This is a genomic window from Kitasatospora sp. NPDC058444 (assembly GCF_042721415.1).
Lineage (GTDB): Bacteria > Actinomycetota > Actinomycetes > Streptomycetales > Streptomycetaceae > Kitasatospora.
Genome location: NZ_JBHXLL010000017.1, coordinates 131,170 through 157,109, shown reverse-complemented (window position 1 = coordinate 157,109; position 25,940 = coordinate 131,170). Strand labels below are relative to the sequence as shown.

Annotated in this window: 24 protein-coding genes and 1 pseudogene; 10 read left to right on the top strand and 15 right to left on the bottom strand. The window is 74.9% G+C overall.

The genetic code is table 11. The features are described from left to right. Positions 1-392 (bottom strand): annotated as a pseudogene (locus ACFWP2_RS19895) (hypothetical protein); the annotation flags it as partial. Between the two features lie 518 nt (positions 393-910). On the opposite strand from ACFWP2_RS19895, the gene ACFWP2_RS19890 reads away from it, so the two are divergent. Then, complete coding sequence (locus ACFWP2_RS19890) at positions 911-1,402, top strand: hypothetical protein (protein ID WP_380453036.1); 492 nt, start codon at positions 911-913, stop codon at positions 1,400-1,402. A gap of 94 nt (positions 1,403-1,496) precedes the next feature. On the opposite strand, the gene ACFWP2_RS19885 is transcribed toward ACFWP2_RS19890, so the two are convergent. Then, entirely contained in the window at positions 1,497-1,628 is a 132-nt protein-coding gene (locus ACFWP2_RS19885; RefSeq protein ID WP_380453034.1) for a hypothetical protein, read from the bottom strand. After that, positions 1,595-1,885 carry a bleomycin resistance protein gene (locus ACFWP2_RS19880; protein WP_380453032.1) on the bottom strand — a complete coding sequence of 97 codons (291 nt, stop codon included), beginning with the start codon at positions 1,883-1,885 and terminating at the stop codon, positions 1,595-1,597. Before ACFWP2_RS19880 ends, ACFWP2_RS19885 begins: the two co-directional genes overlap by 34 nt. A gap of 186 nt (positions 1,886-2,071) precedes the next feature. Between ACFWP2_RS19880 and ACFWP2_RS19875 the strand changes: the two genes are divergently transcribed. Further along, entirely contained in the window at positions 2,072-2,839 is a 768-nt protein-coding gene (locus ACFWP2_RS19875) for a hypothetical protein (protein WP_380453030.1), read from the top strand. Between the two features lie 322 nt (positions 2,840-3,161). Here ACFWP2_RS19875 and ACFWP2_RS19870 read toward each other — a convergent pair whose 3' ends face one another. Together ACFWP2_RS19870 and ACFWP2_RS19865 are read right to left on the bottom strand one after the other, a co-directional pair. Next, complete coding sequence (locus ACFWP2_RS19870; protein ID WP_380453028.1) at positions 3,162-3,665, bottom strand: cupin domain-containing protein; 504 nt, start codon at positions 3,663-3,665, stop codon at positions 3,162-3,164. 100 nt (positions 3,666-3,765) lie between these two features. Next, positions 3,766-4,230 (bottom strand): MarR family transcriptional regulator, encoded by a 465-nt coding sequence (locus ACFWP2_RS19865; protein ID WP_380453026.1) that lies wholly within the window; start codon positions 4,228-4,230, stop codon positions 3,766-3,768. Between the two features lie 130 nt (positions 4,231-4,360). Between ACFWP2_RS19865 and ACFWP2_RS19860 the strand changes: the two genes are divergently transcribed. Continuing rightward, positions 4,361-5,962, top strand: coding sequence for an alpha/beta hydrolase (locus ACFWP2_RS19860; RefSeq protein WP_380453024.1), 1,602 nt, complete (start codon positions 4,361-4,363; stop codon positions 5,960-5,962). Positions 5,963-6,108: 146 nt separating this feature from the next. Here the strand turns inward: ACFWP2_RS19860 and ACFWP2_RS19855 are convergent, their stop codons facing one another. Beyond that, on the bottom strand, positions 6,109-7,002 hold the full coding sequence (locus tag ACFWP2_RS19855; protein WP_380453022.1) for a LysR family transcriptional regulator: 894 nt from the start codon (positions 7,000-7,002) through the stop codon (positions 6,109-6,111). A 65-nt stretch (positions 7,003-7,067) separates the two neighbouring features. On the opposite strand from ACFWP2_RS19855, the gene ACFWP2_RS19850 reads away from it, so the two are divergent. Next, positions 7,068-7,907, top strand: coding sequence for an NAD(P)-dependent oxidoreductase (locus ACFWP2_RS19850; RefSeq protein WP_380453020.1), 840 nt, complete (start codon positions 7,068-7,070; stop codon positions 7,905-7,907). A 108-nt stretch (positions 7,908-8,015) separates the two neighbouring features. Here the strand turns inward: ACFWP2_RS19850 and ACFWP2_RS19845 are convergent, their stop codons facing one another. From ACFWP2_RS19845 to ACFWP2_RS19830, 4 genes are all read right to left on the bottom strand, one after another. Then, on the bottom strand, positions 8,016-10,286 hold the full coding sequence (locus ACFWP2_RS19845; protein ID WP_380453018.1) for an MMPL family transporter: 2,271 nt from the start codon (positions 10,284-10,286) through the stop codon (positions 8,016-8,018). A 138-nt stretch (positions 10,287-10,424) separates the two neighbouring features. Beyond that, complete coding sequence (locus tag ACFWP2_RS19840) at positions 10,425-10,817, bottom strand: RidA family protein (protein WP_380453016.1); 393 nt, start codon at positions 10,815-10,817, stop codon at positions 10,425-10,427. A 173-nt stretch (positions 10,818-10,990) separates the two neighbouring features. Then, positions 10,991-11,407 (bottom strand): VOC family protein, encoded by a 417-nt coding sequence (locus ACFWP2_RS19835; RefSeq protein WP_380453014.1) that lies wholly within the window; start codon positions 11,405-11,407, stop codon positions 10,991-10,993. Positions 11,408-11,412: 5 nt separating this feature from the next. After that, positions 11,413-11,871, bottom strand: a complete 459-nt coding sequence (locus ACFWP2_RS19830) for a helix-turn-helix transcriptional regulator (RefSeq protein WP_380453048.1) — start codon at positions 11,869-11,871, stop codon at positions 11,413-11,415. Between the two features lie 206 nt (positions 11,872-12,077). On the opposite strand from ACFWP2_RS19830, the gene ACFWP2_RS19825 reads away from it, so the two are divergent. The 3 genes from ACFWP2_RS19825 to ACFWP2_RS19815 all read left to right on the top strand — a co-directional run bounded on the left by ACFWP2_RS19825 (position 12,078) and on the right by ACFWP2_RS19815 (position 14,959). Beyond that, on the top strand, positions 12,078-13,280 hold the full coding sequence (locus ACFWP2_RS19825; RefSeq protein ID WP_380453012.1) for a PP2C family protein-serine/threonine phosphatase: 1,203 nt from the start codon (positions 12,078-12,080) through the stop codon (positions 13,278-13,280). A gap of 274 nt (positions 13,281-13,554) precedes the next feature. Beyond that, the gene (locus tag ACFWP2_RS19820) at positions 13,555-14,133 is read left to right on the top strand and encodes a carbonic anhydrase (protein ID WP_380453046.1); all 579 of its coding nucleotides are present in this window, start codon (positions 13,555-13,557) and stop codon (positions 14,131-14,133) included. Between the two features lie 193 nt (positions 14,134-14,326). Beyond that, complete coding sequence (locus ACFWP2_RS19815; RefSeq protein ID WP_380453010.1) at positions 14,327-14,959, top strand: flavin reductase family protein; 633 nt, start codon at positions 14,327-14,329, stop codon at positions 14,957-14,959. A gap of 48 nt (positions 14,960-15,007) precedes the next feature. Here ACFWP2_RS19815 and ACFWP2_RS19810 read toward each other — a convergent pair whose 3' ends face one another. Further along, the gene (locus tag ACFWP2_RS19810) at positions 15,008-15,166 is read right to left on the bottom strand and encodes a hypothetical protein (protein WP_380453008.1); all 159 of its coding nucleotides are present in this window, start codon (positions 15,164-15,166) and stop codon (positions 15,008-15,010) included. 10 nt (positions 15,167-15,176) lie between these two features. Then, positions 15,177-15,767 (bottom strand): hypothetical protein, encoded by a 591-nt coding sequence (locus tag ACFWP2_RS19805; protein WP_380453006.1) that lies wholly within the window; start codon positions 15,765-15,767, stop codon positions 15,177-15,179. Between the two features lie 575 nt (positions 15,768-16,342). On the opposite strand from ACFWP2_RS19805, the gene ACFWP2_RS19800 reads away from it, so the two are divergent. From ACFWP2_RS19800 to ACFWP2_RS19790, 3 genes are all read left to right on the top strand, one after another. Further along, on the top strand, positions 16,343-17,476 hold the full coding sequence (locus tag ACFWP2_RS19800) for a serine hydrolase domain-containing protein (RefSeq protein WP_380453004.1): 1,134 nt from the start codon (positions 16,343-16,345) through the stop codon (positions 17,474-17,476). Then, positions 17,473-18,267, top strand: coding sequence for a MerR family transcriptional regulator (locus ACFWP2_RS19795; RefSeq protein WP_380453002.1), 795 nt, complete (start codon positions 17,473-17,475; stop codon positions 18,265-18,267). Before ACFWP2_RS19800 ends, ACFWP2_RS19795 begins: the two co-directional genes overlap by 4 nt. 319 nt (positions 18,268-18,586) lie before the next feature. Then, entirely contained in the window at positions 18,587-19,264 is a 678-nt protein-coding gene (locus tag ACFWP2_RS19790; RefSeq protein WP_380452999.1) for a hypothetical protein, read from the top strand. Positions 19,265-19,525: 261 nt separating this feature from the next. Here ACFWP2_RS19790 and ACFWP2_RS19785 read toward each other — a convergent pair whose 3' ends face one another. From ACFWP2_RS19785 to ACFWP2_RS19775, 3 genes are all read right to left on the bottom strand, one after another. Continuing rightward, a complete protein-coding gene (locus ACFWP2_RS19785; protein ID WP_380452997.1) occupies positions 19,526-20,941 on the bottom strand; it encodes an alpha/beta fold hydrolase in 1,416 nt (471 codons plus the stop codon). 116 nt (positions 20,942-21,057) lie between these two features. Continuing rightward, on the bottom strand, positions 21,058-21,291 hold the full coding sequence (locus tag ACFWP2_RS19780) for a DUF4287 domain-containing protein (protein WP_380452995.1): 234 nt from the start codon (positions 21,289-21,291) through the stop codon (positions 21,058-21,060). Between the two features lie 109 nt (positions 21,292-21,400). Then, positions 21,401-25,423 (bottom strand): Pls/PosA family non-ribosomal peptide synthetase, encoded by a 4,023-nt coding sequence (locus tag ACFWP2_RS19775; RefSeq protein ID WP_380452993.1) that lies wholly within the window; start codon positions 25,421-25,423, stop codon positions 21,401-21,403. Between the last annotated feature and the right edge of the window lie 517 nt (positions 25,424-25,940).

Here is a 25,940-nt window from a genome sequence, read left to right as displayed (position 1 = left end):
GCCTTGGCGGCGGCGTCCTGGCCGAGCAGCTCGACCTTCGCCTTGCCCGCCGAGCCGGCGGAGGAGAGCGCGACCGGCAGCGCGCCGGCCTTGACGGCCTTGCCCTTCTCGCCGGGCACGTCGACGGTGGCGCTGCCCGCGCCGGGCAGGGCGCCGTGCTTGCCGTCCGTCCTGCTGACGGTGGTGTCGGCCTTGCGGCCCTTGGCCTTGGCGTCCGAGCCCTTGACCGGCTTCTCGGGCGAGACCGCCGAGGGCTTGCTGTACGGTTCCGCGGCCGCCGCGACGGCGGCCAGCGGCAGTGCCGGCAGCAGCGACCCGACCAGCGTTCCCGCGATGACCGCGGACACCCTGGTGCGGGCCGACAGCCGCGGCACCGACCTCTTCCTGCTCATGGGGTGGAACAACTCCTCGGAATTCAAGGGGATATGGCAAACCGTGGGCCGGGCGGCAGGAAGCCGCCGCTCGGCCCACGGTTTGGAGGGGGGATCGGACTCCGATGGAGGTGCCCGGATATCTCAGTCGACACCGCGCTCCCCCCGGGGCCATCGATCTTCGCGTAATCGACGCGGATCTTTCTCGTTCCCGCGCATAAGTGTCAAGTAAAGATGGCGAACTGATAAGGCAGAACCCAGGGTCTATGTGGACCAACCATCACGGACCGGTCATAGCGGATGCCTTCAGGAATGGTGTCGGCAAATCAACCTAGGCGCCGCGTACGCGGGCCGGGGGGAATTCGCGAAACCCGGAGAACATCGGCCGCGTTATCGAGGACTTCCGCCGAGGATCGGGGCGGCGGCGCAAGGTGGCCGCCCGGCCTGCCCGTCTCGCCCGACGGGACGACACGGGCCCCGCCGAACCGCTGTCGTGACGCCGTGGATCCGACCCGGCCCTGGCGGCTACCGTCGGGGCCATGGGAAAACTCGTCCGCCTGGCGTGGCCACTGCCACTGGCGGGAACGGCACTCGCGCTGCTGGTGCTCGGCCTGAGCCTGTCCGGCCTGCTCGCGCAGCATCGGGCGGCAGACCGCATCGACGCCTCGACGCTGCGCGTGGACGCCACCATCAGCGCCGAGAGGCAGCGGGCGAAGGGCGGAGTCGAATACACCGTCACGTACCGGGCCGGTGAGCGCGAGTACAGCACGACCTCGCTGAACTTCAGGCACCTCGTCAAAGACCCGGGCCCCGGCGTGACCGTCCCCCTGGAGGTGGCCGCGGACCACCCGGCGTCGGCCCGCGTGGCGGGCACCCACTATCCCGACGACGACCTGCCCGACACACAGCTGCTCATCGCGGTGTTCTCCACCATGGCCCTGCTGACCTGCCTCTGGTTCCTCGTCACCCGCGTGCGCCGCTCCCGTGCGCACCCGCCCGTTCCCGGGAGCGCGCCGCTCGTACGCTCCTGAAAGGCCGGCCTGCGCCGCCGCGGAAACGGGGTGCGAATACGGGCGCGGGCGCGGGTACGGGTACGGGTACGAATGCGGACGCGGGCGCGGAACCCTACCGGGACCCGCGCGGGCTGCCGATCCGCAGCAGGTTGCCGCTGCGGTCGACCATGGCGAACTCCCGTGTCCGGTAGGCGGTGTCGGCGGGCGGGGTCAGGCGGCTGCCGGTGGCCGGGTCGGCGGGCACGCCGGTCCGGCCCAGTCGCGGTGCAGTGCGTCCGCGTCCCGGACGTGCAGGTAGCAGCTGCCGGCCGTGGCCAGCGGGTCCACGCCGGGGTCGCGGCGGAAGTGCAGTTCGACGGTGCCCCGGGCGAGGATCAGGTAGCCGTCCTCGCCGTCCTCGCCGTCCCAGCGACCGCGCGGTTCGAAGCCCAGTCGGGCGTAGAACTCCAGGGTCTCGTCCAGGTCCCGGCTCGGCAGGATCGGCACCGCGTACTCGTCCATGACGCCACCGTAGGCCACGCCACCGACGATCGCCCCGTGTTTCCGCTTCGGCCCGGGGCCGTGGCGGAGGCGCTCGGCAACTGGTCGGACACGGAGGGGAGTTGAGTACGGGAGTGGATTGCGGGCCGGGGGGCGGACGGGACAGGGTGTGCTCGCAGACGCGCGTGCGACCCGAGAGGACCCCTGTTGGTGAAGACTTTCCTGGAGAAGCTGGCGACGAACCTGGTCCTTCTCATCGGCATGCTTCTGAATCCGCTCCTCAACGGTGTGCAGGAGCAGTGGGCGCTGCGCTGGCCCACCGAGCGGCGCAAGCTGAAGCTGATCGGCTCGCCGACGGCGCGGGCGGCCCGGGCGGCCGAGCGGGAGCGGATCCGGGCGGTGGTCGAGGCGCTGGGGGCGGTGGAGGGGGTCGAGCACGTGCTGACCCAGGTCCTGGACCAGTCCACCCGGCCGACCTTCCATGGCCGGGACCACCCCCGGGACACCCTGCTGGTCTGCCGGATCTACGCCCGCGCCTACTTCGTCGTCCGGGAGGACATCGTCGACGTCCTGCCCCGGATCGCGGCGGCGGGCGTGGCCGAGTGGCAGGCCAAGGGCCAGGGGCCGGACCCGCACGGGAGCCTCGACCACGCGCTGCGCTGGTACCGCGACGGCGGCGTCGACGCCGACGGCTGGCGGATGGATCTCCCGTGCCTGTCCAGTCCCGGTGCGAAGCTGACCTGGGACCGGGACGGCATCCCGCACCGGGACCCGATCCCGGCCGGCCCGTACATCAACCGGCTCTTCGTGTGGGAGCAGACCCCGGCGGACGCGGACGCGGCGCGGCTGCTGGGCGAGGCCCGCGCGGACGGGCGGGGCGTGGTCCTGGAGCTGGACTTCGGCGCGGACTGGGTCGGCTACTGCCAGTACCACAAGGTGGCGCGCGGCGGCTTCCTGGGGCGCGGGCGGCTCTGAGCCGGCCTCTGGGGAGGGGGACTGTTTTCGGGGCCCGGGGCTTCATCGGGTAGCGCCCGGAGCGGCCGGGAGGGCCGTCCGGGCGCCCTCACCCGTTCACCCGTTCACCCGCGGCTCAGCACTGGGGGCGGCGGCCGTGGTTGGCCCCGCGCCTGGCCCTGGCCTTCTTCTTGCGGCGGCGCTTCGACGACATGGCCACTCCTCTCGCAACCGGGACACCCCCGGGCTACCACCGTTCCACACCCGGGCGGACCCGGCCCGTCGAGCGGCCGGCGGGGCAGGTTCGGGCGGCCGGCGGGCCGGGTTCGGGCGCCCGGCGGGCTCAGGCGCCGTCGCCCGCCAGCGCCGCCCGCCAGGCCGGGCTGTCCACGTAGTGGTTGTCGAAGCGCTCCGCCGAGGCGGCGATCGCGCCCGGGTCGCTCTCGCCGCGCATGACGCTGCCCAGCAGGCGCAGGTAGTCGAAGCGGTCCATGCCGGGGGTGAACACGCACAGCACGTCGGCCTCGGCGCCGGGGGCGGCGGCGAAGGCGTGCGGGGTGTGCGGGGGCACGGCGAGGAAGTCGCCCGCGCCCAGCACGGTGACCTCCTCGCCGACGAGCACCCGCAGCGAGCCGCCGATCACGAAGAAGAGCTCCCAGGCCCGGGTGTGGAAGTGGGCGGGCGCTCCGGGGGCGCCGGCGGCGAAGGCGGAGCGGTAGACGGTGAAGCCGCCCTCCGTCGGGGCCGAGTCGGCCAGCAGCGTCATGGTGGAGCTCGGGTCGGTGCAGGTCTCGGCCTCGGCGCAGCGGGTCAGGACGGGGGCGGTGGTGTTCTTCGTCGTCGTCATGTGACCAACCTACGGCCGGAAAGACCGCTGTTCAGGTGGCAATCGGTGACCGTTTCCATGGGTCAATTCGCTCCCGCTCCTGCTCCGCGCCGGGGGGCGGTCAGTCGGGGAGGTTGCCGTTGCCGCCCAGGTTGGCCACCATGCGGCGCAGCACGTTGACGGTGGTCACGAAGTCGTCGGTGTCGATGCCCTGGTGGGCGCGTTCGTTGATCGTCAGGTTGCGTTCGCGGGCGCGCAGGCGGCCGGCCTCGCCCTCCTCGGTGAGGGTGAGGGCGCCGTCGGCGTCCTCGGTCAGCCAGCCGCGGGCGATCAGGTCGTCGTAGACGGTGTCGAAGGCGGTGTTCTGGTTGTCGTAGGGGGTGAGGCGCTCGGTCAGGGTGGTGCGGGTCCATCCGCCGGGTCGGCCGGCGGCGTGGTTGAGCGTCCACCAGTGGGGCTGGGTGAGGTTCTCGACCGCCAGTTGTCCGCGCAGGCCGTCGACCACCAGGCGGCGGTAGAGCTCGCCCGTCCACGCGCCGATGGGCTGGGCGGCGATGATCTGCGGCTCGTAGTTCTTGATCGTCATGTCGGGTGCTCGTTCCTCGTGCTGATCTTCTGGACGCGACCGACCGTAGGACCTCAAGTCGGCTTGAGGTCAAGGCGGTTCCGGGGCCCGGTCCCGGGGCGGTGGTCAACTCCCTTCTAGGCTGGCCGATATGAAGACCGCACCGGCGCTCGCCACCGCCCTCGCCCTGTCCGCGGCCACCGTGCTCACCGCAGCCACCCCCGCCTCCTCCGCGGCCACCGCGGCCTCTGGACCCTCCGCTGGACCCTCCGCGTCCTCCGCTTCCCCTGCTTCCTCGGCGGACTCGGCCGACGCCGACCGGCTGGAGCGCTTCCACCGTCAGCCGCTCGCCTGGTCTCCGTGCCAGGAGCCGCAGTTGGCGGCCGCCGGCGCCGAGTGCGCGGCCCTGACCGTCCCGCTGGACTACCGCGATCCGCGGGGCCGCACCCTCTCCCTGGCCGTCTCCCGGATCAGGGCCGCCGATCCGGCCAAGCGCCGGGGCGTCCTGCAGACCAACCCCGGCGGCCCCGGCGACCGCGGGCTGGACATGCCGCTCGCGCTGCGGGAGCAGCTGGCGCCCGGCACGGCGGCGGTCTACGACATCATCGGCATGGACCCGCGCGGGGTCGGCGCCAGCGAGGGCCTGAACTGCGGTCTGACACGCGGCACCTGGCTTCGCTCGGTCGGCAGCGGCAACAGCACCGGCACTGGCACCGGCACCGGTCGGGGCGGCTTCGAGCAGGCCTGGCGCCTGGCCAAGGCCGACGCGGACGCCTGCTGGAACAAGTACCCCGATCTGCTCCCCCACCTGACCACCCGCAACACCGCCCGGGACATCGACGTGCTGCGCGCGGCGCTGGGCGAGCAGCGGACGTCCTTCTTCGGGCAGTCCTACGGCGCGCTGCTGGGCGCGGTGTACGCGCAGTTGTTCCCGCAGCGCGTGGACCGGCTGGTGCTGGACAGCGCCCTCGACCCGGCGCGCTACGGCGTCGGGGCGTTCCAGGACATGGCCGGCGCCAACGAGCGTGCCCTGGACGACTTCGCGGCCTGGGCCGCGCCGCAGGACGCCGTCTACCGTCTGGGCGCCACGCCGGCGGCGGTGCGGGCCACCGTCGAGGGCCTGGTGCGCCGGGCCGAGGCCGCGCCGATCGCCGTCGACGGCTTCCGGCTCGACGGCGCCCTGCTGCCGGTCCTGCTCGCGGTCTGCCTGAGCGACGACCGCGACAGCGCCCTGTGCGCGGACGTGCTGCGGCAGTTGCTGGACGCCGCCGACGGCAAGCCGGTCCAGGCGGGCCCGGCCCTGCACCAGCTGCTGACCCTGCTCCTCTCCCCCGGCCCGGACGCCGGCGCCGGCCTCGCCTCCACGCTGGCCGTCCTGTGCGACGACGTGGCGATGCCGCGCTCGGCCGGGTGGTACCGCGACGCCGTCGAGCGCTCCCGCGCCACCGAGCCGGTCTTCGGCCCGGTCTACAACGGCCCCACCCCGTGCGCCTCCTGGCGCAGCGCCCCGCTGGAGCCGACCGTCGAGGTCCGCACCGCCGTCCCCGCCCTCCAGCTCCACGCCACCGGCGACACCCACGCCCTCTACCCGGGCGCCCTGGCCCTGCACTCCCGCCTGTCCGGATCCCGCCTGGTCACCGTCCCCGGCCGCGTCCACACCCTCTACCTCAACGCCTACAACGCGTGCGCCGACGGGGCCGTCGACACCTACCTGTCCACGGGCGCCCTGCCGGCCGCGGACACCGTCTGCTGAGGGAGCGGGCCGCCCGAGGGCCCGCGGCCGGGTGATCGCGGGCCCTCGGGTGAACGGGGCCCGGCGGTGGGAGTCGGCACCGCCGGCGACGCCGACGGTGGCGGCCCTCCGGTCGGCGCCGTGGCCGCCGTCCTCGCCCCACAGCGTCAGCGGGGCGCCTCCCGCTCGCGCAGGAGGGCTTCGAAGGCCTCGGCCGCCGGCGGCGTCCGCCGGCCGCGGCGGGTCACGGTGTGGACCTGGCGGACCGGGGTGTCGTCCGGGTGGAGGGGGACGAGGGCGATGCCGGGTCGGGTGACGCGAGCGGCGAGGGAGGGGATGAGGGTGGCGCCCAACCCGGCGGCGACCAGGCCGAGTTTGGCGGTCCAGGCGGCGACGGTGTACTCGATGCGGGGCTGGAAGCCGCTGCGGACGCAGGCGGCGAGGAGGGTGGATTCGGCGTGGCGGCGGGCGGCGATCCAGGGCTCGTCGGCGAGTTCGGCCAGCCGCAGGCGGCGGCGTCTGGCGAGGCGGTGTCCGCGCGGGAGGGCGACCAGCACCGGGTCCTCCATCAGCGGGCGGTAGTCGAACCGGTCGCTGTCGTCGGCGGGTTCGGTGTACGAGGCGACGAGGGCGAGGTCGATGGACCCCTGGTCGAGCAGGTCCAGCAGGCGCTCCGCCAGCCCCTCGGTGAGGCTGATCGCCACGTCCGGGTGGGCGGCGCGGAAGGCGGCGAGGGCGTCGGGGACGAGGGCGGCGTTGGCGCTGTCGAAGGCGCCCACCCGCAGTTGTCCGGCGGTGAGTTCGGTGAGGGCGGTCAGGTCGCGCCGGGTGGTGTCGAGCCGTTCCAGCATCGCCTCGGCGTGCGGCAGCAGGGCGCGGCCGTGCTCGGTCAGCCGCACTCCGCGCGCCAGCCGGTCGAACAGAGGGGTTCCCAACTCCCCTTCCAGGGTGGCGATCTGGCGGGAGATCGCGGACTGGGTGTAGCCCAGCCGATCGCCGGCGGCGGTGAAGGAGCCCAGGTGTGCGACGGTGCGGAAGACGTCCAGCCAAGCCATGTCCATGATGCATGGCTACCATGCGGGACATTCGTTTGTCGCCTGGCTGGCGGCTGCCTAACGTGAGGGCCATGGAGAAGATCGCATTTCTGGGGCTGGGCCGGATGGGCCTGCCGATGGCCCGCCGACTCGCCGCCGCCGGCCACCCGTTGACCGTCTGGAACCGCTCCCCCGGCCGTGCCGACGGCCTCACCGAGAACCGCACCGAGGACCGATCCGAGGACCGTCCCGGCGGCGTCACCGTGGCCGCCACCCCGGCCGAGGCCGTGCGCGGCGCGGACGTCGTCGTGACCATGCTGTCCGACCCGGCAGCCGTCGCGGAGGTCGCCGGGCGGTGCGCGGCACAGCTGGCGCCGAGCGCGCTGTGGATCGACATGTCCTCGATCGGCCCGCGGGCCACCGCCGAGCTGCGCGACCGGCTGCCGGACGGCGTCGCCCTGGTGGACGCGCCGGTGATCGGCAGTGTGGGCCCGGCGGCCACCGGGGACCTGGTGGTCTTCGCGGGCGGCGAGGACGCGGACGTGGACCGGGCGCAGCCGGTCCTGGAGCGGCTGGGCCGGGTGCGGCGCTGCGGCGGCCCGGGTTCGGGCGCGGCGCTGAAGGTGGTGGTGATCGGCGCGATCGTCGCCTCTGTCACCGCCCTGGGTGAAGTCGTGGCGGTGGCCGATGAGTTGGGTGTGCCGCGGGAGCAGGTGCGGGAGGTGCTGTCGGTCGGGCCGCTCGCGGGGGTGGTGGCCCGGGCGTTCAGCACGGAGTCGGACTTCCCGGTCCGTCTGGCCGCCAAGGACCTGGCCCTGGCGGGCGGCGGTCCGGTGCTGAGGGCGGCCCGCGAGGTGCTGCTGGCGGATCCGTCGATCGCCGAGCGGGACCTGTCGGCCGTGGTGCCGGCGCCGCGGGCCGCGGCCGTCTGAGACCCAGGGCCCTGCCGCGCACGCCACGCCACGCCCGGGCCGCTGACGCCGTACGCCCCTGCCCCCGGTGGACCGCCGGGGGCAGGGGCGTAGGCGTCGGGCCGGCCGTCAGCCGTGCGAGAAGGTGATCCGCGGCAGCACCCGGTCCAGCCGGCGGGGGGTGTGCCAGGCCGCGTGCCCGGTCAGGCGCAGCAGGACGGGGAGCAGGACGAGGCGCACCAGGGCCGCGTCGAGGAGGACGGCGGTGCCGAGCACGATGCCCATCTCCTTGGGCGGCAGCGGGCCGGACAGGGCGAAGGTGAAGAACACCGCGACCATGACGCCGGCGGCGGCGAAGACGACCCGGCCGGAGTGGGCCAGGGCGCCGGTCATGGCGGCGCGGGGGTCGCCGGTGCGTTCGTAGTGCTCCTTGGCGGAGGCGAGGAGGAAGACGGTGTAGTCCATCGCGATGGCGAAGATCATCGCGAAGAAGAACACCGGCGCCCAGCCGTCGAGGAAGCCCTGGGGGGTGAAGCCCAGCAGGCCGGCTCCGTGGCCGTCCTGGAAGACCAGGCGGGCGACGCCGAAGGCGGCTCCGGTGGACAGCAGGCTGGCGGCGGTGCCGAGGGCGGCGATGAGCGGGGCGCGCAGGGCGGCGAGCAGCAGCAGGAAGCCGAGGGCCATGACGACGCCGATGACCAGCGGGGTCTTCTCGGTGAGCAGGTGCTGCAGGTCGAGGTTCTCGACGGCGGCGCCGCCGACCATGGCGTCGGCGGGCAGTTCGGCGCGCAGGGTGTGGACGGTGTGGGCGAGGTCGGGGCTGGAGGGGTCGACGGTGGGCACGGCCTGGATCATCGACCAGCCGGAGCCGTCGGCGGCCGGCTGGGCGGGCATGGCGGCGGCGATGCCGGGGGTGGCGGCGACCCGGTCGGCGACGTCGGCGGCCCGGTCGGCGGGGGTGAGGATCTGCAGGGTGCCGGGGGCGCCGGGGCCGAAGGCCTGCTGGACGGCGGTGTAGCCGGCGCGGGCGCTGGCGTCCTCGGGCAGGACGGCGATGGACGGCATGGCGGTGCGCAGGCCGATGACGGGGGCGGCGAGGGCGATCAGTGCGGCGAGGGCGAGGGCGCCGTAGCGCAGCGGGTGCTTCCACAGGCGTTCGCCCCAGGCGGCGAAGCGCGGGGAGGCGGGGGCGGCGGACTTGGACCAGGGCAGGGCGAGGGCGTCGATGCGGTGGCCGAGCTTGCCGAGGACGGCGGGCAGCAGGGTGAGGGTGGCGGCGAGGACGAAGAGGACGGCGAGCATGATGCCGCCGGCCATCGAGCGGAACGCCGGGGAGGGGACGAGCATCACGGCGGAGAGGCTGACCAGGACGGTGGCGCCGGAGAGCAGGACGGCCTTGCCCGCGGTGTCCATGGTCTCGGCGACGGCGCGCACGGCACCCCGGTCGGCGCCCTTGTCGGCGCTGTCGCTCCGGTCGGCCCGCTCGGCGCCCTTGTCGCCCCGGTCGGCGCCCCGGTCGGCCCGGCGGGCGGCGCGGTAGCGCACGACGAGGAAGAGCGCGTAGTCGATGCCCAGGGCGAGGGCGAACATCATGGCGAAGTTCATCGCCCAGACGGAGACCGGGAAGAGGTGGCTGATCAGCACCAGGGAGCCGGCGGAGGCGGCGAGGCCGGCCATGGTGAGCAGCAGGGGCAGGCCGGCGGCGACGAGGGAGCCGAAGGCGAGCACCAGGATGGCGAGGGTGACCGGCCAGGACATGAACTCGGACTTCATCATGGCGTCGTGGTTGGCCTTGTTGAAGTCGCTCCACAGGACGGAGGCGCCGGTGGCGTGGACGCTGACGCCGTCGGTGGCGAGGGCGGCGAGCGGTTCCTTGAGGTCGTCGGCGGCGCGGACCATGTCGTCGGGTGAGGCCTTGGCGCCGGCGAGCAGGACGGCGGTGCGGCCGTCGGGGCTGATGGTGGCGCCGGGCTGGGGGGCGATGACGGTGGAGATCCGGGGGTCGGCGGCGGCGAGGTCGCCGGCCTCGGTGATCACCTGCCGGACGGCCGGGTCGGTGACGGGGCGGTCGGCGGCGACGACGATCTGGATGGCGGAGGAGGCGTTGCCGGCGAAGTGCTGTTCGGCGAGTTCGCGGACCTGGACGGACTGGGAGCCGTTGGCCTGCCAGCCGGCGCCGGACAGCGCGGTGGTGACCTTGGGGGCGAAGGCGCCGAGGCCGATGACGACGATCAGCCAGCCGACCAGGACGGCCTTGAAGTGCCGGGTGGACCAGACGCCGAGGCGGCCGAGCGGCCCGGGCCGGGCGGCTCCCGCGGGGGCGCCGCCGTTCGCGGGGGCGTCGGGGGGCGGTGCGGCGGGCGGCTCTGCGGGCCGTACGGCTTCGGCGGGGCGGTTCACGTGGGGCTCCGTTCTCGGGCGTCCGGGGGTTCCAGGTGCCCGAAAAAATACGGGTGGGGGTATCTCTACCTGCGACAACAGTACCCATCGCGCAGTTCATTCCCCCACCGGCCCGCCGCCGGCCCGCCCGGCGCCCCACTAGCCGATGACGGCGTCCACCTCGACCTCCACCAGCCACCGCTCGTCGATGAAGCGCGACACCTCCACGAAGGTGGTGACCGGGCGGATCTGCGCGAAGCGCTCGCCGTGGGCGCGCGCCGCCTCCCGCCACCGGCTCATGTCGGTGAGCATGATGCGGGTCCGCACGACGTCCGCGAGCGTGGCACCCGTCTCCCGCAGGGCGGCCTCGGCGATGTCCAGGCAACGGACGGTCTGGGCGTGGACGTCGCCCTGGCCGACCGTCGTGCCGTCCTCGCCGATCGGGGCGGTGCCCGCAACCGCGACGTGGTTGCCCTTGCGCACGGCCCGGGAGAAACCGATCCGCGGCTCGAGGGGCGAACCGGAACTGACTGTCTGTCGAGTGCTCTCCATCGCACCATCGTGCCGCACCGGTACACCCGTCGGGCCGTCTGCCTGCGCGAACGCGCCCGCGCGCCGCTGCGCCCGATCCCGGCCGCCCTGCCCGTCCTGGCCGTCCTGGCCGTGACCGTCCTGCTCCTGTGCCCGCTCGCCTGGGCCGGACTGCTGCCCGGACCCGGCGGCGGCTACCGCCGGCGCGGCTGGTTGAAGCGCAGCATGTTGCCCGAGGGGTCGCGGAAGGCGCAGTCGCGCACCCCGTAGGGCTGGTCCATCGGCTCCTGGAGGACCTCGGCGCCGGCCGCCCGGATCCGCTCGAAGGTGGCGTCGCAGTCGTCGGTGCGGAAGATGACGCCGCGCAGCAGGCCCTTGGCGAGGAGTTCGGCGGCGACCTGGCGGTCGGTCTCGGAAGCGTGCGGGTCGGCCAGCGGGGGCTCCAGGACGATCTCCACGCCCGGCTGGTCGGGCGAGCCGACGGTGACCCAGCGCATGCCCTCGAAGGCGACGTCGTTGCGCACCTCGAAGCCGAGGACGTCGCGGTAGAAGGCGAGCGCCCGGTCGTGGTCGTCGACGGCGATGAAGCACTGCGCGAGTTCGATGCTCATGTCCGTCACGCTACGGGAGCACCGGGGCCGCCGTCCTCCTCCCCCAGAGCCCCCTTCGTCTCCTTCGTCTCCGCGCGGCGCACCGGGCGGGTGCGGATCTTGGCGATGCAGGCCGGGATCGCCGCGCCCGGCTCGTGGTCGCCGGCCCGGTAGGCGCTGGGGCTCTGGCCGACCAGCTCGGTGAAGCGGGTACTGAAGGAGCCCAACGAGGTGCAGCCCACCGCCATGCACACCTCGGTCACGCTCAGGTCCCCGCGCCGCAGCAGCGCCTTGGCCCGCTCGATCCGGCGGGTCATGAGGTAGCTGTACGGGGTCTCGCCGTAGGCGGCGCGGAAGCTGCGCGAGAAGTGGCCGGAGGACATCAGCGCGGTACGGGCCAGCGCCGGCACGTCCAGTGGCTGCGCGTACTCGCGGTCCATCCGGTCCCGGGCCCGGCGCAGCCGCACCAGGTCGTCGAGCGGCACCCGGCCCGCGGGGGTCGCGCGGGAGGACGGGGAGGAGGGCGTGGTGGACGGGGAGGACGGGGAGGACACACCGGCCACCGTACCGAGCGCCGCCGACACACGCCGTCCCCCGCCCCGCGTCCCCCGCCCGGCGCAGCCCGCTCGCGTCCGTCCCGCCGCGCCGACCACCCTGGAGGGACGGCCGGACGGCGGAGAGGGCGGCGTGGGTGGACGGCAACGACCAGCAGTCCATCGCCCCGCGCGCGCCCGGCAACCGGGCGGTGGTGCTCGGCGTGCTGGCCGCCACCGCCGCGGTGCTGCTCGTCCAGGCGGCCAGCGGCACCGTCTCCCGCCTGGTGCTGCTGCTGGTGTTCCTGCCGGCGCTGCTGGCGGGTCTGGGCACCGTCGCCCAGACGGTGGCCGTCTCGGTGTGGGTGACCGCGGTGATCGTGGTCCACTCGGTGCTGGTCCCGCCCGGTGACCTGTCGGCCCGGCTGGGCACCCTGGTGGGTGTGATCGCCGCCGAGGGCGCCGTGATCGCCCTGTGCGCGCGGCGGGTGCGGCGCGAGCGGCAGCTGTCCCGGATGCGGCAGGTCGCCGTCGCCCTCCAGCGCCAGCTGCTGCGCCCGCTGCCCGTCACCACGTCGGACGTGCGCCTGGACGGGCTGTACCGGCCGCTGGAGGAGGACGCCATGGTCGGCGGCGACCTGTACGACGTCGCGGAGACCCCGCACGGCACCCGGGTGCTGGTCGGCGATGTCCAGGGCAAGGGCCTGCCCGCGATCGGGACGGGCTTCGCGGTGCTGAGCGCCTTCCGGGAGGCGGCCTTCCGCGAGCCGCGGCTGCCCGCCGTCGCCGATGCCCTGGAGGCGGCGGTGGAGCGGCACAACGCGTACGCGGTGCAGAGCGGCGAGCAGGAACGGTTCGTCACCGCCACCGTGCTGTGCGTCGGCGGCCCGGACGGGAACGGCGAGAGCCCCGACGGGAACAGGGAGAGCCCCGACGCGAACACGAACGGGAACGCGAACGGGAACGGGGCCCGGCCCCGGGACGGCTCCGCCACCGAGGTACGGGCCGTCAACTGCGGCCACCTCTCCCCCTACCTGCTGCACCCCGACGGCCGCGTGGAGCCCGTCCCCCTGGACGCCGGCATCCCGCTCGGCCTCGCCGCCCTGGCCGCGACCGGCGAGCCGCGCCCGGTACGGCGCTTCGCACTGCCCGGGGACGGGGTGCTGGTCCTGCTCACCGACGGCATCACCGAGGCCCAGGACGCCTCCGGCACGTTCTACCCGGTCGAACAGGGCCTGGCCGACCTCGCCGCCACCCCCGCCGACGCCCTGCCCGAGGCCCTCGACCGGCGGGCCCGCCGCTGGAGCGGGGGCCACAGCCGCGACGACGTCACCGTCCTCGCCCTGCGCCCCGCCCCGTAGCCCCGCAGCCCCGCAGCCCTTGAGCCCTTAGGCGCGCCCCGGGGGCGGTACGCACGGGGGCGCATGAGGCCGTACGGAGGTCGCGCGCGGATCGCACGGGGTCGTACGGGCCCGCCCATGGGGCCGTCCGACCCTTGACCCCCGGCTGCGCACTCCACCTGCGGCGATCTAGGGTGCAGGCATGATCCCCACACCGATAACCGCGCCCGAGCCCGGCCCGCTCGACGGCCCGACCGACGACTTCCTCACCGACCCCGCCCAGGCACTGCGGTTGATGATGCAGGGCAACGCCCGGTTCGTCGGGGGCAGCCCCGAGCACCCCAACCAGGACGCCGGGCGCCGCGCGGCGCTCGCCCCGGCGCAGCGGCCCTTCGCGGTGCTGTTCGGCTGTTCGGACTCCCGGCTGGCCGCCGAGATCATCTTCGACCAGGGTCTGGGCGACCTGTTCGTGGTGCGCACCGCCGGGCACGTCACCGGTGCGGAGGCGCTGGGCAGCATCGAGTACGGGGTGAGCGTGCTGGACTGCCCGCTGGTGGTGGTGCTGGGTCACGACTCCTGCGGCGCGGTGGCGGCGGCGCTGGACTCCCTGGAGCAGGGGCAGATGCCGGGCGGTTTCGTCCGGGACGTGGTGGAGCGGGTGACCCCGAGCGTGCTGTCCGCCAAGGCGGCGGGCATCGAGGACCGTGACGGGATCGTGGACGAGCACATCCGCCAGACCGTGGACCTGCTGGTGGAGCGCTCGCAGGCGCTGGCCGCGCGGGTCGCCGAGGGGAAGGTGGCCGTGGTGGGCCTGTCCTACCGGCTGCGCGACGGCCGGGCCCGGCTGGTGGCCGCCCAGGGGCCGGTGGGCTGACGCGGCGCCCGCCGCAGCGGGTCTTGCCGTCCTCGGAACCTGCGGAACCCGCGGGACCTGCCGGACCTGACGGGTCTGCGGGACCCGCCGGACCTGCGGGAACGCGATGTCCGATCACCGCCAGCGCCCCCGGGCGGGCCCGGGCAGAGTCGTTGACCAGCAACGATTCCCCATCCCGAGGACGGCAGTTCCCGTGCACAAGGTCATCGATCTCAAGGTCCTGTACTTCGGCACCCCCGTGGTGCTGATCGGCTCCCGCAACGAGGACGGCAGCGCCAACCTCATGCCGATGTCCTCGGCGTGGTGGCTGGGGCAGTCCTGCATGCTGGGCCTCGGCGACAGCTCCCAGACCGCCGCCAACCTGCGGCGCGAGGGCGAGTGCGTGCTCAACCTGCCCTCCTCCGCGCAGGTGGACGCCGTGGACGCCCTCGCGCTGCTGACCGCCACCCCGCAGATCGCCGAGTACCGGCTGAAGCAGGGCTACCGCCACGAGCGGCGGAAGTTCGCCGCGGCCGGGATGACCGAGCTGCCCGGCGACCTGGTGCGGGCGCCGCGCGCCGCCGAGTGCCCGGTGCAGCTGGAGTGCCGGGTGGAGTCGGCGACGGCGCTGACGGGCGGCGGGCGCACCGCCTTCGAGGTGACGGTGGTGCGCGCCCACGTCGAGGAGAGCCTGCTGGTGCCCGGCAGCGGCCACTACGTCGACCCGGTCGGCTGGGACCCGCTGATCATGAAGTTCTGCGAGTTCTTCGGTGACGGGCGGCGCCTGGCGCCCTCCCGCCTCGCCGAGGGCTGGCAGATGCCCGGGCGGCTGCCCGCCACCGTGTGACGCGACGTCCGCTCAGTCCTCGGCCGGCCGCCGCTGCCGCTACTGCCGCTACTGCCGCTGTTGATGCTGCTGCCGCTGTTGCCGCCACCCGCGGAGACGGCGCCCGGCCACGGTCGCCAGGCCGAGGACGAACAGCAGGAGCAGCAGCGCGGCCAGCAGCGCCTGCGCGGCCGCGGTCACGCCCCCGCTTCCCGGCTCACGGCTCACGGCTCACGGCTCACGGTGCGACGGTCGTCCCGCAGGAGTCGCACACCCGGGTCGCGGGCAGTTCCAGGAAGCAGTTCGGGCAGATCGCCGGCGGGCGCGGCGGGGCGGCGACGGCGGCCTTGCGCTCCACCGTGGCGCGCAGGCGCGGGGCCAGGGCGGGGATGCCGCCGTCGGCGGGAAGGTCGGCGCCGAAGTGCCGGTAGCAGGCCAGGCGGGCGGCGGCCGCGTGCTGTTCGCGGTCCATCTCCGCGGCCACCGGCGGCTGTCCGGCGACCGCCAGCACCTCCTGGTAGCCGGGGCCGACCCTGCCGTCCGTGGCGTGCACGACCAGGGCCGTCAGCGGCGGGTCGCCGCGCCGGTGCGCCTCGCGGATCACCAGGGACAGCACCTTGCCGATCCAGTGCCGCTGGTGGATCCGGGTGCGCACCCCGGAGGCCTCCTGCACCGCCTCGGCCAGGTCCGCGTAGCTGATCACCGCGTGGTAGCGGCGCGCCACCTCCACCAGCGCGGGGTAGGCCGCCCTGGTCCACACGATGTGCGCCTGGGCGGCGCTGACCGCCGCACCGTCCGACGCCCGCCAGTAGCTGTGCTGCTCGGTCATCCGCCCGCCCCTGCCCGTCTTGTCCGTGTCTGTCCTCCGCAGTCCCCCGCCGGAGCGAGGCTACCTGGCCCCGCGGCGCCACCCTCGGGCGGGGCCTCGCCTCGGGTGAGGGGGCCGGGAGGCTTGACTTCAAGTGCTGTTGAAGTCGTGGAATGGGTGCCGACCGCAACCGTACGGGCATCCGCGGTCGATGCCCCGCCCGTACGGAACCCGTACCGGGGCCGGGGCCGCCTTCTTTCCGATCGCGCCGGAGGCGGCCCCGGCTCCCGGGGTCCACCCGACCACCCGACCACCCGACGTTCCCCCGGCCACCTCACCGGTGCGCCACGGCGGGCAGCGAACGGCCCCCGACCGCCTTCCCCGGCCGGGGGCCTCCTTGTCGGGGTCTTCGCGTCGGGGCCTTCGCGTCGGGGCCTCCGCGTCGGGGTCTTCGCGTCGGGTGGGGCACCCCCGGCCCGCACGGGCGAGCGGCGGCTGTGACCTGGAACACGGTTGAGGTTGACCTCGGGGCAGGGTGGAGGCTCCTGCCACCGGGCCCGATGCCGAAGCGGGCCCAGCCGATGCGAGGGGGCAGCATGTCCACCACCCACCACTGCGGCCACGGTCCGGATCGCCCGGGGCTGCGGCGGGCGATCGAGGAGATCGTCGGATCCGGTTTCCTGGGGGTGCAGGTGCGGGTGAACGACGCGCACGGCGAGTGGGTCGCCGGCGCCGGGGCCGGCGAGCTGGGCCGCGACGGCGTGCCACCGGTCGACGGGCACTTCCGCATCGGCAGCGCCACCAAGAGCTTCGTGGCGACCTCGGTGCTCCTGCTGGCGGCCGAGGGCCGGCTGGCCCTGGACGAACCGGCCGGTGACCACCTGCCCGGATTCGGGCTGGACCGGCGGATCACGGTGCGGATGCTGCTCCAGCACACCAGCGGGATCTTCAACCACACCGGCGAGCTGGAGGAGGACGGGACGTTCGTGCCGGGCGTCCCGTGGCGCGGCAAGGAGTGGGTGGACGGCCGCTTCCGCACGTACCGGCCCGAGGAGTTGGCGCGGCTGTCGCTGTCCCGGCCGGCGCGGTTCGCGCCCGGGGCGGGCTGGAGCTACGCCAACACCAACTACGTGCTGGCCCGGCTGGTGGTCGAGCAGGTCGCCGGCCGGCCGTTCGCGGAGGAGCTGCGGCGGCTGGTCCTGGAGCCGCTCGGGCTGACCGGCACCGTGGCGCCGGGTGCCTCGCCGGAGGTCCCCGGGCCGCACGCCCACGGCTACTACCGCTACGAGGACGCCGGACGGCAGCGCACGGTCGACGTCACCCGCCACGACCCCTCCTGGGTCTCCGCCGGCGGCGACATGATCTCGACCACCCGGGACCTGCACACGTACTTCTCCGCGCTGATGGGCGGCAGGCTGCTGCCGCCCGGCCTCCTGGCCGAGATGCGCACGCCGGAGGCGACGGCCGGCTACGGACTGGGGCTGTTCGCCCAGAGCACGGACACCGGCACCGTCTTCCACCACAACGGCGCCACCATCGGCTCGGCGGCGCTGATGTACGGCTCCCCGGACGGCGGCACGACCCTGACCGCCGGGCTGAACTACGCGGACGACCCCGACGTGTCCATCGCGGCGGCGTTCCACAGCGCCCAGCGGCGACTCGTCGACGAGGTGTTCGGCGCCGGGCCCGGTCGCACGGCGGCCCGCCCGCACGGCAGGCTGGAGCGATGACGGACAGGGCGGACGGGGCGGACGGGGTCACGATCGGGCAGGCGGCCGCGTACGTCGGCGTCACGGTGAAGACGGTGCGGCACTACCACCGGCAGGGGCTGGTCGACGAGCCGCAGCGCGACTCCTCCGGCTACCGGCGGTACGGGTCGGGCGAGTTGCTGCGGCTGGTGCAGGTCCGGACGCTGGCCGCCGCCGGGGTGCCGCTGGCGGAGATCGGGCCGCTGCTCGACGCCGACGGCGAGCGCTTCGCCACCGCCCTCGCCGACGTGGAGCGGCGGCTGAACGAGCGGATCGCGGAGCTGACCGCGCGCCGCGACACCCTGCACCGGCTCGCCGACGGCGACCGGGCCCTGCTGCCCGACCGCGCCTGCGCGGTCCTGGAGCGGATGCCCGGGCTCGGCTTCGGCCCCGACTACGTGGCGGCGCAGCGCGAGGCCCTGGTGCTGGCGCGGGCGCTGGTGCCGGAGGGCTTCGACGGCTTCCTGGGCCTGCTCGAACGCCGCCTGGACGACCCGGGGTTCGTCGACCTGGCCAGAAGCGGCCAGGAGGCCGGGGCCTGGGGGCCGGACGATCCGAGGATCGAGGAGCTCGCCGCCGCCATGGCCGACCACTACCTCGCCAACCCCGCCCTGCTGGGCGACCCCGACAGCCTGCGCGCCTGGGCCAGGGCCGCCACCCGGTACCGGCTGATCGACCGCCACCGCGGCGACGAGGCCCCGGCCTCGGCCCGCCTGACCGCCCTCACCGAGGCCGGGCTGCGCTCCGCCGGCATCCCGGCCCCGCCCCGGTAGCGGCCCCGGGCCGCGCGCGGGAAGTCGGCCCCCCCCCCGCCCCACAACCCCCACCCCGACAACACCCCCCCCGGGGCCGCCCGGCCCCCCCCCGCCCGCCCCCCCCCCCCCGGGTCCCGCCCCCGGCCGCGCGGCCCGCCGCCCCCCCCCCCCCCCCCCCCCGCGGCCGGTCCCGGCCGGCGGGCGGCCACCCGCCCTCCGGCCTGCCCGTCCACCGCGCCCGGGCCCGGATCTGAGTACGCGTGCTCAGGTCTGCCGGGCCGCCCGTCCGTAGCCTCGTGATCAAGGCCGGCAGGACGATCGGCGCCGACTCGGGGGGATGTACGTGAAGACCAGCGACCGCACCACGGCCCGCAGGTGGCCGGCCGTTCTGGGCGTCGTGCTCCTCCTTCTGCTGATCGGCACGGCCGCGACCGGGTCGTGGCTCTTCGACCACGGCTACGGCCCGGTCGCCCGGCACGACGATCCCGGCACGGACGCCGCCAAGGCCCGGGACGGCATCCAGAGCGCCCTCGAAGGCGCCGCCGGTGCCATCAGCCCGCAGATCGCCCACTCCGACGGCTGGTACTACGTCATCCGCGACCCGGGCCACTGGGACGGCGAGCCGATGCCGACCTCCACCGTGTACCGGACGTGGTCGCTCCAGACCCGGGTCGACCGGTCGAAGTACGAGCTTCTCGCCGACCAGCTCGCCCGGTTCTGGAAGGCGCACGGCTACGAGGTGGGCCCCTTCCAGAACTTCGTCGGCGCCAACACCCACACCTTCGTGACCGACGAGCGCCAGATCTCCGCCACCTCGCCCGACGGCGTCTTCATCACCCTGGAGATGGACACCCCGGGCGTGAGCCTCCAGGCCTCCGTGAACGGCGTGCACTACGCGGGCACCGAGGTCTACGGCAAGGCCCCCACCCCTCCGGGCGGCCGGCCGACCACCTACGCGTACCCGCTGAGCGTGACGCCCCCGACCGTGGACGACCCGTACTGGTCCCACCAGTGACGGCCCGACCGGACCGGCCGACCGGCTGACCGAGCCCGGAAGCCGCACGGCAGCGGCCCGGCCCCGGGGGGCCGGCGGCGCCTGCGGGACTGGCGGGCGCGGCAGTGGCCGGGTGGCGGGGGCGGCGGGAGGCGGGGCCGGTTTCGGCCAGCTGCGGACAAAATGGTGTAGACCTGTGAACTGCCCTGCGGCACCCTGGAGTTCGTGAGGCCGCCCGCGGGTGGGCCGCTCCACACCCCGGAACGGCCCGCCTTCCGACCGCTACTTCAGCAGGAAGTCGTACACCGCCTGCCGGCCGGCCGGGTTCGCCGCCCGGTTCTGCACCGAGTGCGCCGCGCCCGGCACGATCACGATCTGCTGGTTGTGAGCCAACTTGGCCTGCTCGTAAAGCAGTTCGTACGGCGTGCCCAGATCCCGGTCGCCGCCGAGCAGCAGCACCGGCACGTCGGGCAGCTTGCTCTGCGCCGGCGGGGCCGGGGGCACGCGCTCGCGCGGCCAGTCCAGGCAGACCAGGAGGCTGCCGAGGCCGGTCGCGGTGGCGGGGTCGTAGGGCCAGGTCTGCTCGGCGGTCAGCCGCTGCCGGGTGAGCTCCAGCGCGGCCGCCCGGACCTCGACGGGGGTGTCCGTGGAGCCCCACGGGAAGCGCGCGTCGGCGCAGACGGTGGCGGCGTGCAGGCCCTGGCTGAGGTCCTCGGCCGGGGCGGCGTCGACCTCCCGGTGGACGAGCTCGAAGAACTCCTGGAGCTTGGCGGGCCGCCCGGCGGCGGACTCGTGCAGGATCTCCGGGACCACGCCGTAGTCCGGGTCGATGAACTCGTAGCCGGTGAGCGCGCTCAGGATCTGCGCCCCGTTGCCGTACCGCCGGACGGTGGCGGCGAGGTCGGCGGCCGGGTCGGTGGTGCAGCCGGTGGCCCGGCAGGCGGCCCGCAGGATCCGGGCGGTGGCGGGCAGCGCGGCCAGGTCGAGGGGGTCGAAACCCTGGGGCGGGGCCACCGAGTCGAGCACCAGCCGGGCCACGTGCGCCGGGTGGGCGAGCGCGTACCGCACGGCGACGATGGTGCCGTACGAGACGCCGTCCAGGGTGAGGCGCCGGTCGCCGAGGGCGCGGCGCAGGGCGTCGATGTCGGCGACGGTGTCCGCGGTGCTGTAGAAGCGGGCGTTCGGGCCGAGGGCGGCGGCGCAGTCGGCGATCGACTGCTTGCGCGGCTGCGCGAGGTCGGAGGAGCCCATGTCCTCCTGGAGGCCGGGGCACTGGAGCGCGTGGCCGCCGGTGCCGCGCTGGTCGAACATCACCAGGCGGTAGTCCTTGAGGACGGGCTCCAGCTTCCCGGCGATCTGCCGGATCGCCGGGACGCCGGGCTGGCCGGGACCGCCGGTGAGGAACAGCAGATCTCCCCTGGGCGCCGCGGTGTTGCCGGAGACGGCCACCGCGAGGTCCAGGGTGCCGGGGGTGGTGCCGCCGTGGTCGAGCGGGACGGTGAGGGTCCCGCAGGTGAACTCGGGCGCGTCCGGGCAGGGTGCGCGCCCGGTGATCCCGCTGCCGGGGCGGTCGCCGGCTCCGGATAAGGCTCCGGCTCCGGATGAGGCCAGGGCGCCGGCGGGGGTGGCCAGGGCGGTGCCGGCGACCACCGCGAGAGCGCCCAGCAGGGCGGCGACGCGGCCGCGCGTGCTCGTCATGTTCGTCCTTCCGCTCGCACCGCGTCCGTGCGACGCGGTCACGGAATCAGCCTGCGCCCCGGAACGGGGCCTGACGACCCCGACGACCCCGACGGCCCTGACGCTTCCTCGGGTTCTCAGGCGGCGCGTTCGGCGAGGGTGTGGGCGACGAGGGCGTTGGCGTGGCCGTGGCCGAGGCCGTGCTCGGTCTTGAGCCAGGCGACGAGTTCCATGTGCTTGGTGAGCGGGGAGGTGCGGATGAGGTCCTTCCACTCCTCGATCGGGCGGCCGTACTTCTTCTCGATGGACGGGAAGTAGGAGGCGGGGCCCTTCACGGCGGCGGCGGTCTTCACAGCGGGGGTGGCGGTCATGAGCGGTTCCTCTCGGAAAGGCAAAGCGAAGCGGTGCGGTCACGGGGGTAGACCGTGACCGCACCGCGAACTCATCGCCCCGCGAGGGTGATACGCGTCACACCGCCCGTCACACCCCGGCGGTGCTCCGGCGCCGGCGGCGCCGTCCGGCGGGCGGGGCGGGGTCGGCGTTCCAGGCGGCGACGGGGTTGCCGAGCCAGCGTCCGCCGCCGGGGACGTTCTCGCCGCGCATGACGAGGGAGGCGGGGCCGACGGTGGTGCCGGCGCCGAGGGAGGAGTTGAGCAGCACGATGGAGTGCGGGCCGGTGGTGGAGCCGGCGGCGAGGTGGACGGGGCCCAGGCGCATCACGCGGTCGTGGAAGAGGTGGGTCTGGAGCACGGTGCCGCGGTTGACGCTGGCGCCGGCTTCGACGGTGACCAGGTCGGTCTCGGGCAGCCAGTGGGTCTCGCACCACACGCCGCGGCCGATGCGGGCGCCGAGGCTGCGCAGCCACGCGTTGAGGTAGGGGGTGCCGGTGATGGTGTGGCCGCCGAAGGGCATGGCGAGTTCCTCGACGAAGGTGTCGTAGAGCTCGTTGCGCCATACGAAGGAGGACCACAGGGGGTGTTCGGCGACGCGGAAGCGTCCGACGAGCAGCCATTTGGCGGCGGTGGTGACGGCGCAGGCGGTGACGGCGGCGGCGATCAGGACGAGTCCGGCGGTGCCGAGGGCGATGCCGAGTCCGTAGTCGTCGCGCAGTTCCTGGAGGGCTGCGAGGACGAGGTCGCCGAGCAGGGCGGCGAGGACGATGGGCAGCAGCCGGCAGAGTTCGACGCCGGCGCGCGCCCACATCAGGCGTCGGGGCGGGTCGTAGGTGCGGCCTTCGGTGCCGGTGTCGGCGACGCGGGGCAGGGCGAAGGCGGGGCGGCCGAGCCAGGAGGAGCCTTCGGGGGCGTGGGCGGGGGTGTCGGACAGGACGCCGACGAGGGAGCCCGCGGGCAGGTGGCGGCCGGGGCCGACGATGCCGGAGTTGCCGACGAAGGAGCGCCGTCCGACGTGGGCGGGGCCGAGGTGGATCCAGCCGTCGCGCAGTTCGTAGGGGGCGACGAGGGTGTCGTCGGCGAGGAAGGCGCCGTCGTCGACGCGCATCAGGCCGGGCAGGGCGAGGACGGTGGAGGCTTCGACGCGGCGCCCGACGCGGGCGCCGAGCAGGCGCAGCCACACGGGGGTGAAGAGGCTGGCGTAGAAGGGGAAGAGGGTGCGCCGGGCGGTGTCGCTGAGGCGGCTGACGGCCCAGGCGCAGAAGGCGACGCGGCCGGTGGCGGGGTGGAAGCCGGGGCGCAGCGGGCGGGAGAGGAGGCGGACGAGGAGCGCTATGAGGGTGGCGTAGCAGAGGAGGGTGAGGGCGGCGAGGGGGATGGTGGCGGGCAGGAGTTGGAGGAGGGCGCCGGCCAGGGTGGCGTCGGTGTCGATCATCGGGTAGACGATGGCCAGGGCGGGCAGGGCGGCGATGATCGGGACGAGGCCGAGGACGGCGAAGCCGGCGCCGTAGGCGAGGTTCCAGGCGCGGGGGGCGCGGGGGGCGGGGGCGGTGGTGGTGGGCCAGTCGGCGGGGGCTTCGGTGGCGGGGCGGGCCGGGGAGCCGGTCCAGTGGGCGCCGGGTGGGACGGGGGTGGTGGCGGTGACGCAGGAGCCGGGGGCGATCTCGGCGCGGGCGCCGATGCGGGCGCCGGGCATGAGGGTGGCGCGGTGGCCGATGCGGGCGCCTTCGCCGATGTCGATGCGGCCGAGGTGGAGGGTGTCGCCGTCGAGCCACCAGCCGGCGAGGTCGGCTTCGGGTTCGACGCAGGCGTGGGCGCCGATGCGGGCGAGGCCGGTGACGGGGGGCAGGGTGTGGAGTTGGACGCCGGGGCCGACTCGGCAGCCGAGGGCCCTGGCGTAGCGGGGGGCCCAGGGGGTGCCGGCGAGGGCGGCGGTGCCGAACATGGCGGTGTGGCGTTCGGCGGCCCACAGGCGCAGGTGGACGTGGCCGCCGCGGGGGTGGCTGCCGGGGCGGATGCCGGCGGTGAGCAGGCGGGCGCCGGCGGCGGCGAGCAGGGTGCGGCCGGGGGCGCTGTAGAGGAGGAGCAGGCCGGCGGCGACGGGCCACCAGGAGCTGTGGGGGGCCCAGGCGAGGTGGCTGCCGGTGAGGTTGTCGAGGGCGATGAGCAGGAGGATCCAGCGCAGTCCGGCGAGGGAGAACATGCCGAGGAGCAGGAGGGTCTGCCACAGGCCGGCGCTGCGGGGGGTACGGCGCACGGTGCGGGGGCGTGCGGCGGCGGCGGTGGCGGCGGTGTCCCCGGGCGCGGCGCCGTCGGGGGCGGTGGCGCCCTCGGGGGTGAGGGCGTCGAGGGTGTCGAGGTGGGCGGCGAGGTCGGTGAGGACGGGGTGGGCGTACAGGTCGGCGACGGAGACGCCGTGGTGGCGGGTGCGCAGTTCGGAGACGAGGCGGGCGGCGGTGAGGCTGGAGCCGCCGAGGGCGAAGAAGTCGTCGTCCGGGCCGGGGGTGGTGCCGAGCAGGCGTTCCCAGTGGCGGGCGAGCCGGCCGGCGGTGCCGTCCAGGGCCTGCGCGGCGGGGGCGGTTGCGGTGGTGGGCAGCGGCCAGGGCAGGGCGTTGCGGTCGACCTTGCCGGAGGTGCGGGTGGGCAGGGAGTCGACGAGGGCGAGGACGGGCACCAGCGGGGCGGGCAGGCGTTCGAGCAGCAGGTGCCGGGCGGTGGTGAGGTCGGGGGTGGTGCCGGGGTGGGCGACGAGGTAGCCGACGAGCAGGTCGGTGCCGGCGGGGGTCCTGCGGACGGCCGCGGCGGCGGCGCGGATGTGGGGCAGGGCCTGGAGGGCGGCGTCGATCTCGCCGAGTTCGATGCGGCGGCCGCCGAGTTTGACCTGGTCGTCGGCGCGGCCGAGGAAGACGAGGCCTTCGGGGTCGTTGCGTACGAGGTCGCCGCTGCGGTAGACGCGGGGTGAGGCGAGGGCGGGGTGGGCGCTGAACTTCTCGGCGTCCTTGGCGGGGTCGAGGTAGCGGGCGGTGCCGACGCCGGTGATGAGCAGTTCGCCGCTCTCGTGCCAGGGGACGGGGTTTCCGGCCTGGTCGACGACGGCGATCTCCCAGCCGTCGAGGGGGGCGCCGATGCGGACGGGCCGGCCGGGGAGCATGCGGGCGGCGGTGGCGACGACGGTGGTCTCGGTGGGGCCGTAGGTGTTCCAGAACTCGCGGCCGCCGGTGGCGAGGCGCTCGACGAGTTCGGCGGGGCAGGCCTCGCCGCCGACGATGATCAGGCGTACGGCGTCCAGGCATTCCTGCGGCCACAGGGCGAGCAGGGTGGGGACGGTGGAGACGGCGGTGATGCGCCGGGTCACGAGCCAGGGGCCGAGGTCGGTGCCGGCCTTGACCAGGGCGCGGGGGGCGGGGACGAGGCAGGCGCCGTGGCGCCAGGCGAGCCACATCTCCTCGCAGGAGGCGTCGAAGGCCACGGAGAGGCCGGCCAGGACGCGGTCGCCGGGGCCGAGGGGCTGGTGCGTCAGGAAGAGGCGGGCCTCGGCGTCGACGAAGGCGGCGGCGGAGCGGTGGGTGACGGCGACGCCCTTGGGGCGGCCGGTGGTGCCGGAGGTGAAGATGATCCACGCGTCGTCGGGCGGGGTGGGCCAGGCGGGACGGCCGCCGGGGCGGGCGGCGGCGCCCGCGGTGTGCAGGGCGCGGCCGGGGCCGAGGACGGCGCAGACGGCGGCGTCCTGCCAGATCATCTCGGCGCGCTCGTCGGGGTCGTCGGCGTCGACGGGGACGTAGGCGGCGCCGCAGCGCATGACGGCGAGGACGGAGACGTAGAGGTCGGCGGTGCCGGAGGGGATGCGCACGCCGACCCGGTCGCCGCGGCCGATGCCGTGGGCGGCCAGCTGTCCGGCGAGGGTGTCGACCTCGTGGAGCAGGGCGCGGTAGTCGAGGACGGTGTCGCCGGTGTCGAGCGCGGGCGCGTGGGGGTGCGCGTCGGCGGTGGCGGCGATGATGTCGAGCAGGCTGCGGGGGTCGGCGGCCTGGGCCACCGGCCAGCCGGCCGCGGGGCCGGGGTGGGGGCGGTGCAGCGTGCCCGGGCCGGCCGGGTCGTGGCGTGCGTCCATCGATGGGTTTCCTTGGCTCCGGGTCCTGGGGGCGGGCGCGTACGGGTGTATCGCGGGGTGTCGCGGGCCGGCGTCGGCTGACGCCGGGTGAGGCGGGGTGGTGCTCGGCGACGCGGTGGTCACCTGCGGGAGGAGCGCCCACTCACCATGACTCCGCTGGGAGTCGGCTGGATGCAGCGGAGATTCGATCAAAGGAAATTCTCATCATCGATGCCGCGCGGGGACGGCAACGGTATGAATCGAATGTCATTTCGCGGGTTTTCGCTCGTTTCCGCTGGTGAAGAGTAATCGCCGAATACCGGAACGGCGCGACGGGAGAGGGAAGGGTGATGAACGCCATGGCGACCGGAACGCTACCGGCAGCGCGGGGGACGCTACCGAATCGGGGGGCTGCGGTCGGATCATCGGGGTGTTCACGGTTTTCCCATCTTCGTGTGGGAGCCTTTCGCGCCCCTCACCGCGGCTCCATTCTGTGAGCGGGCCGGGCAGGAGCCCCTCGGGCTGGAATTCCGCTGAT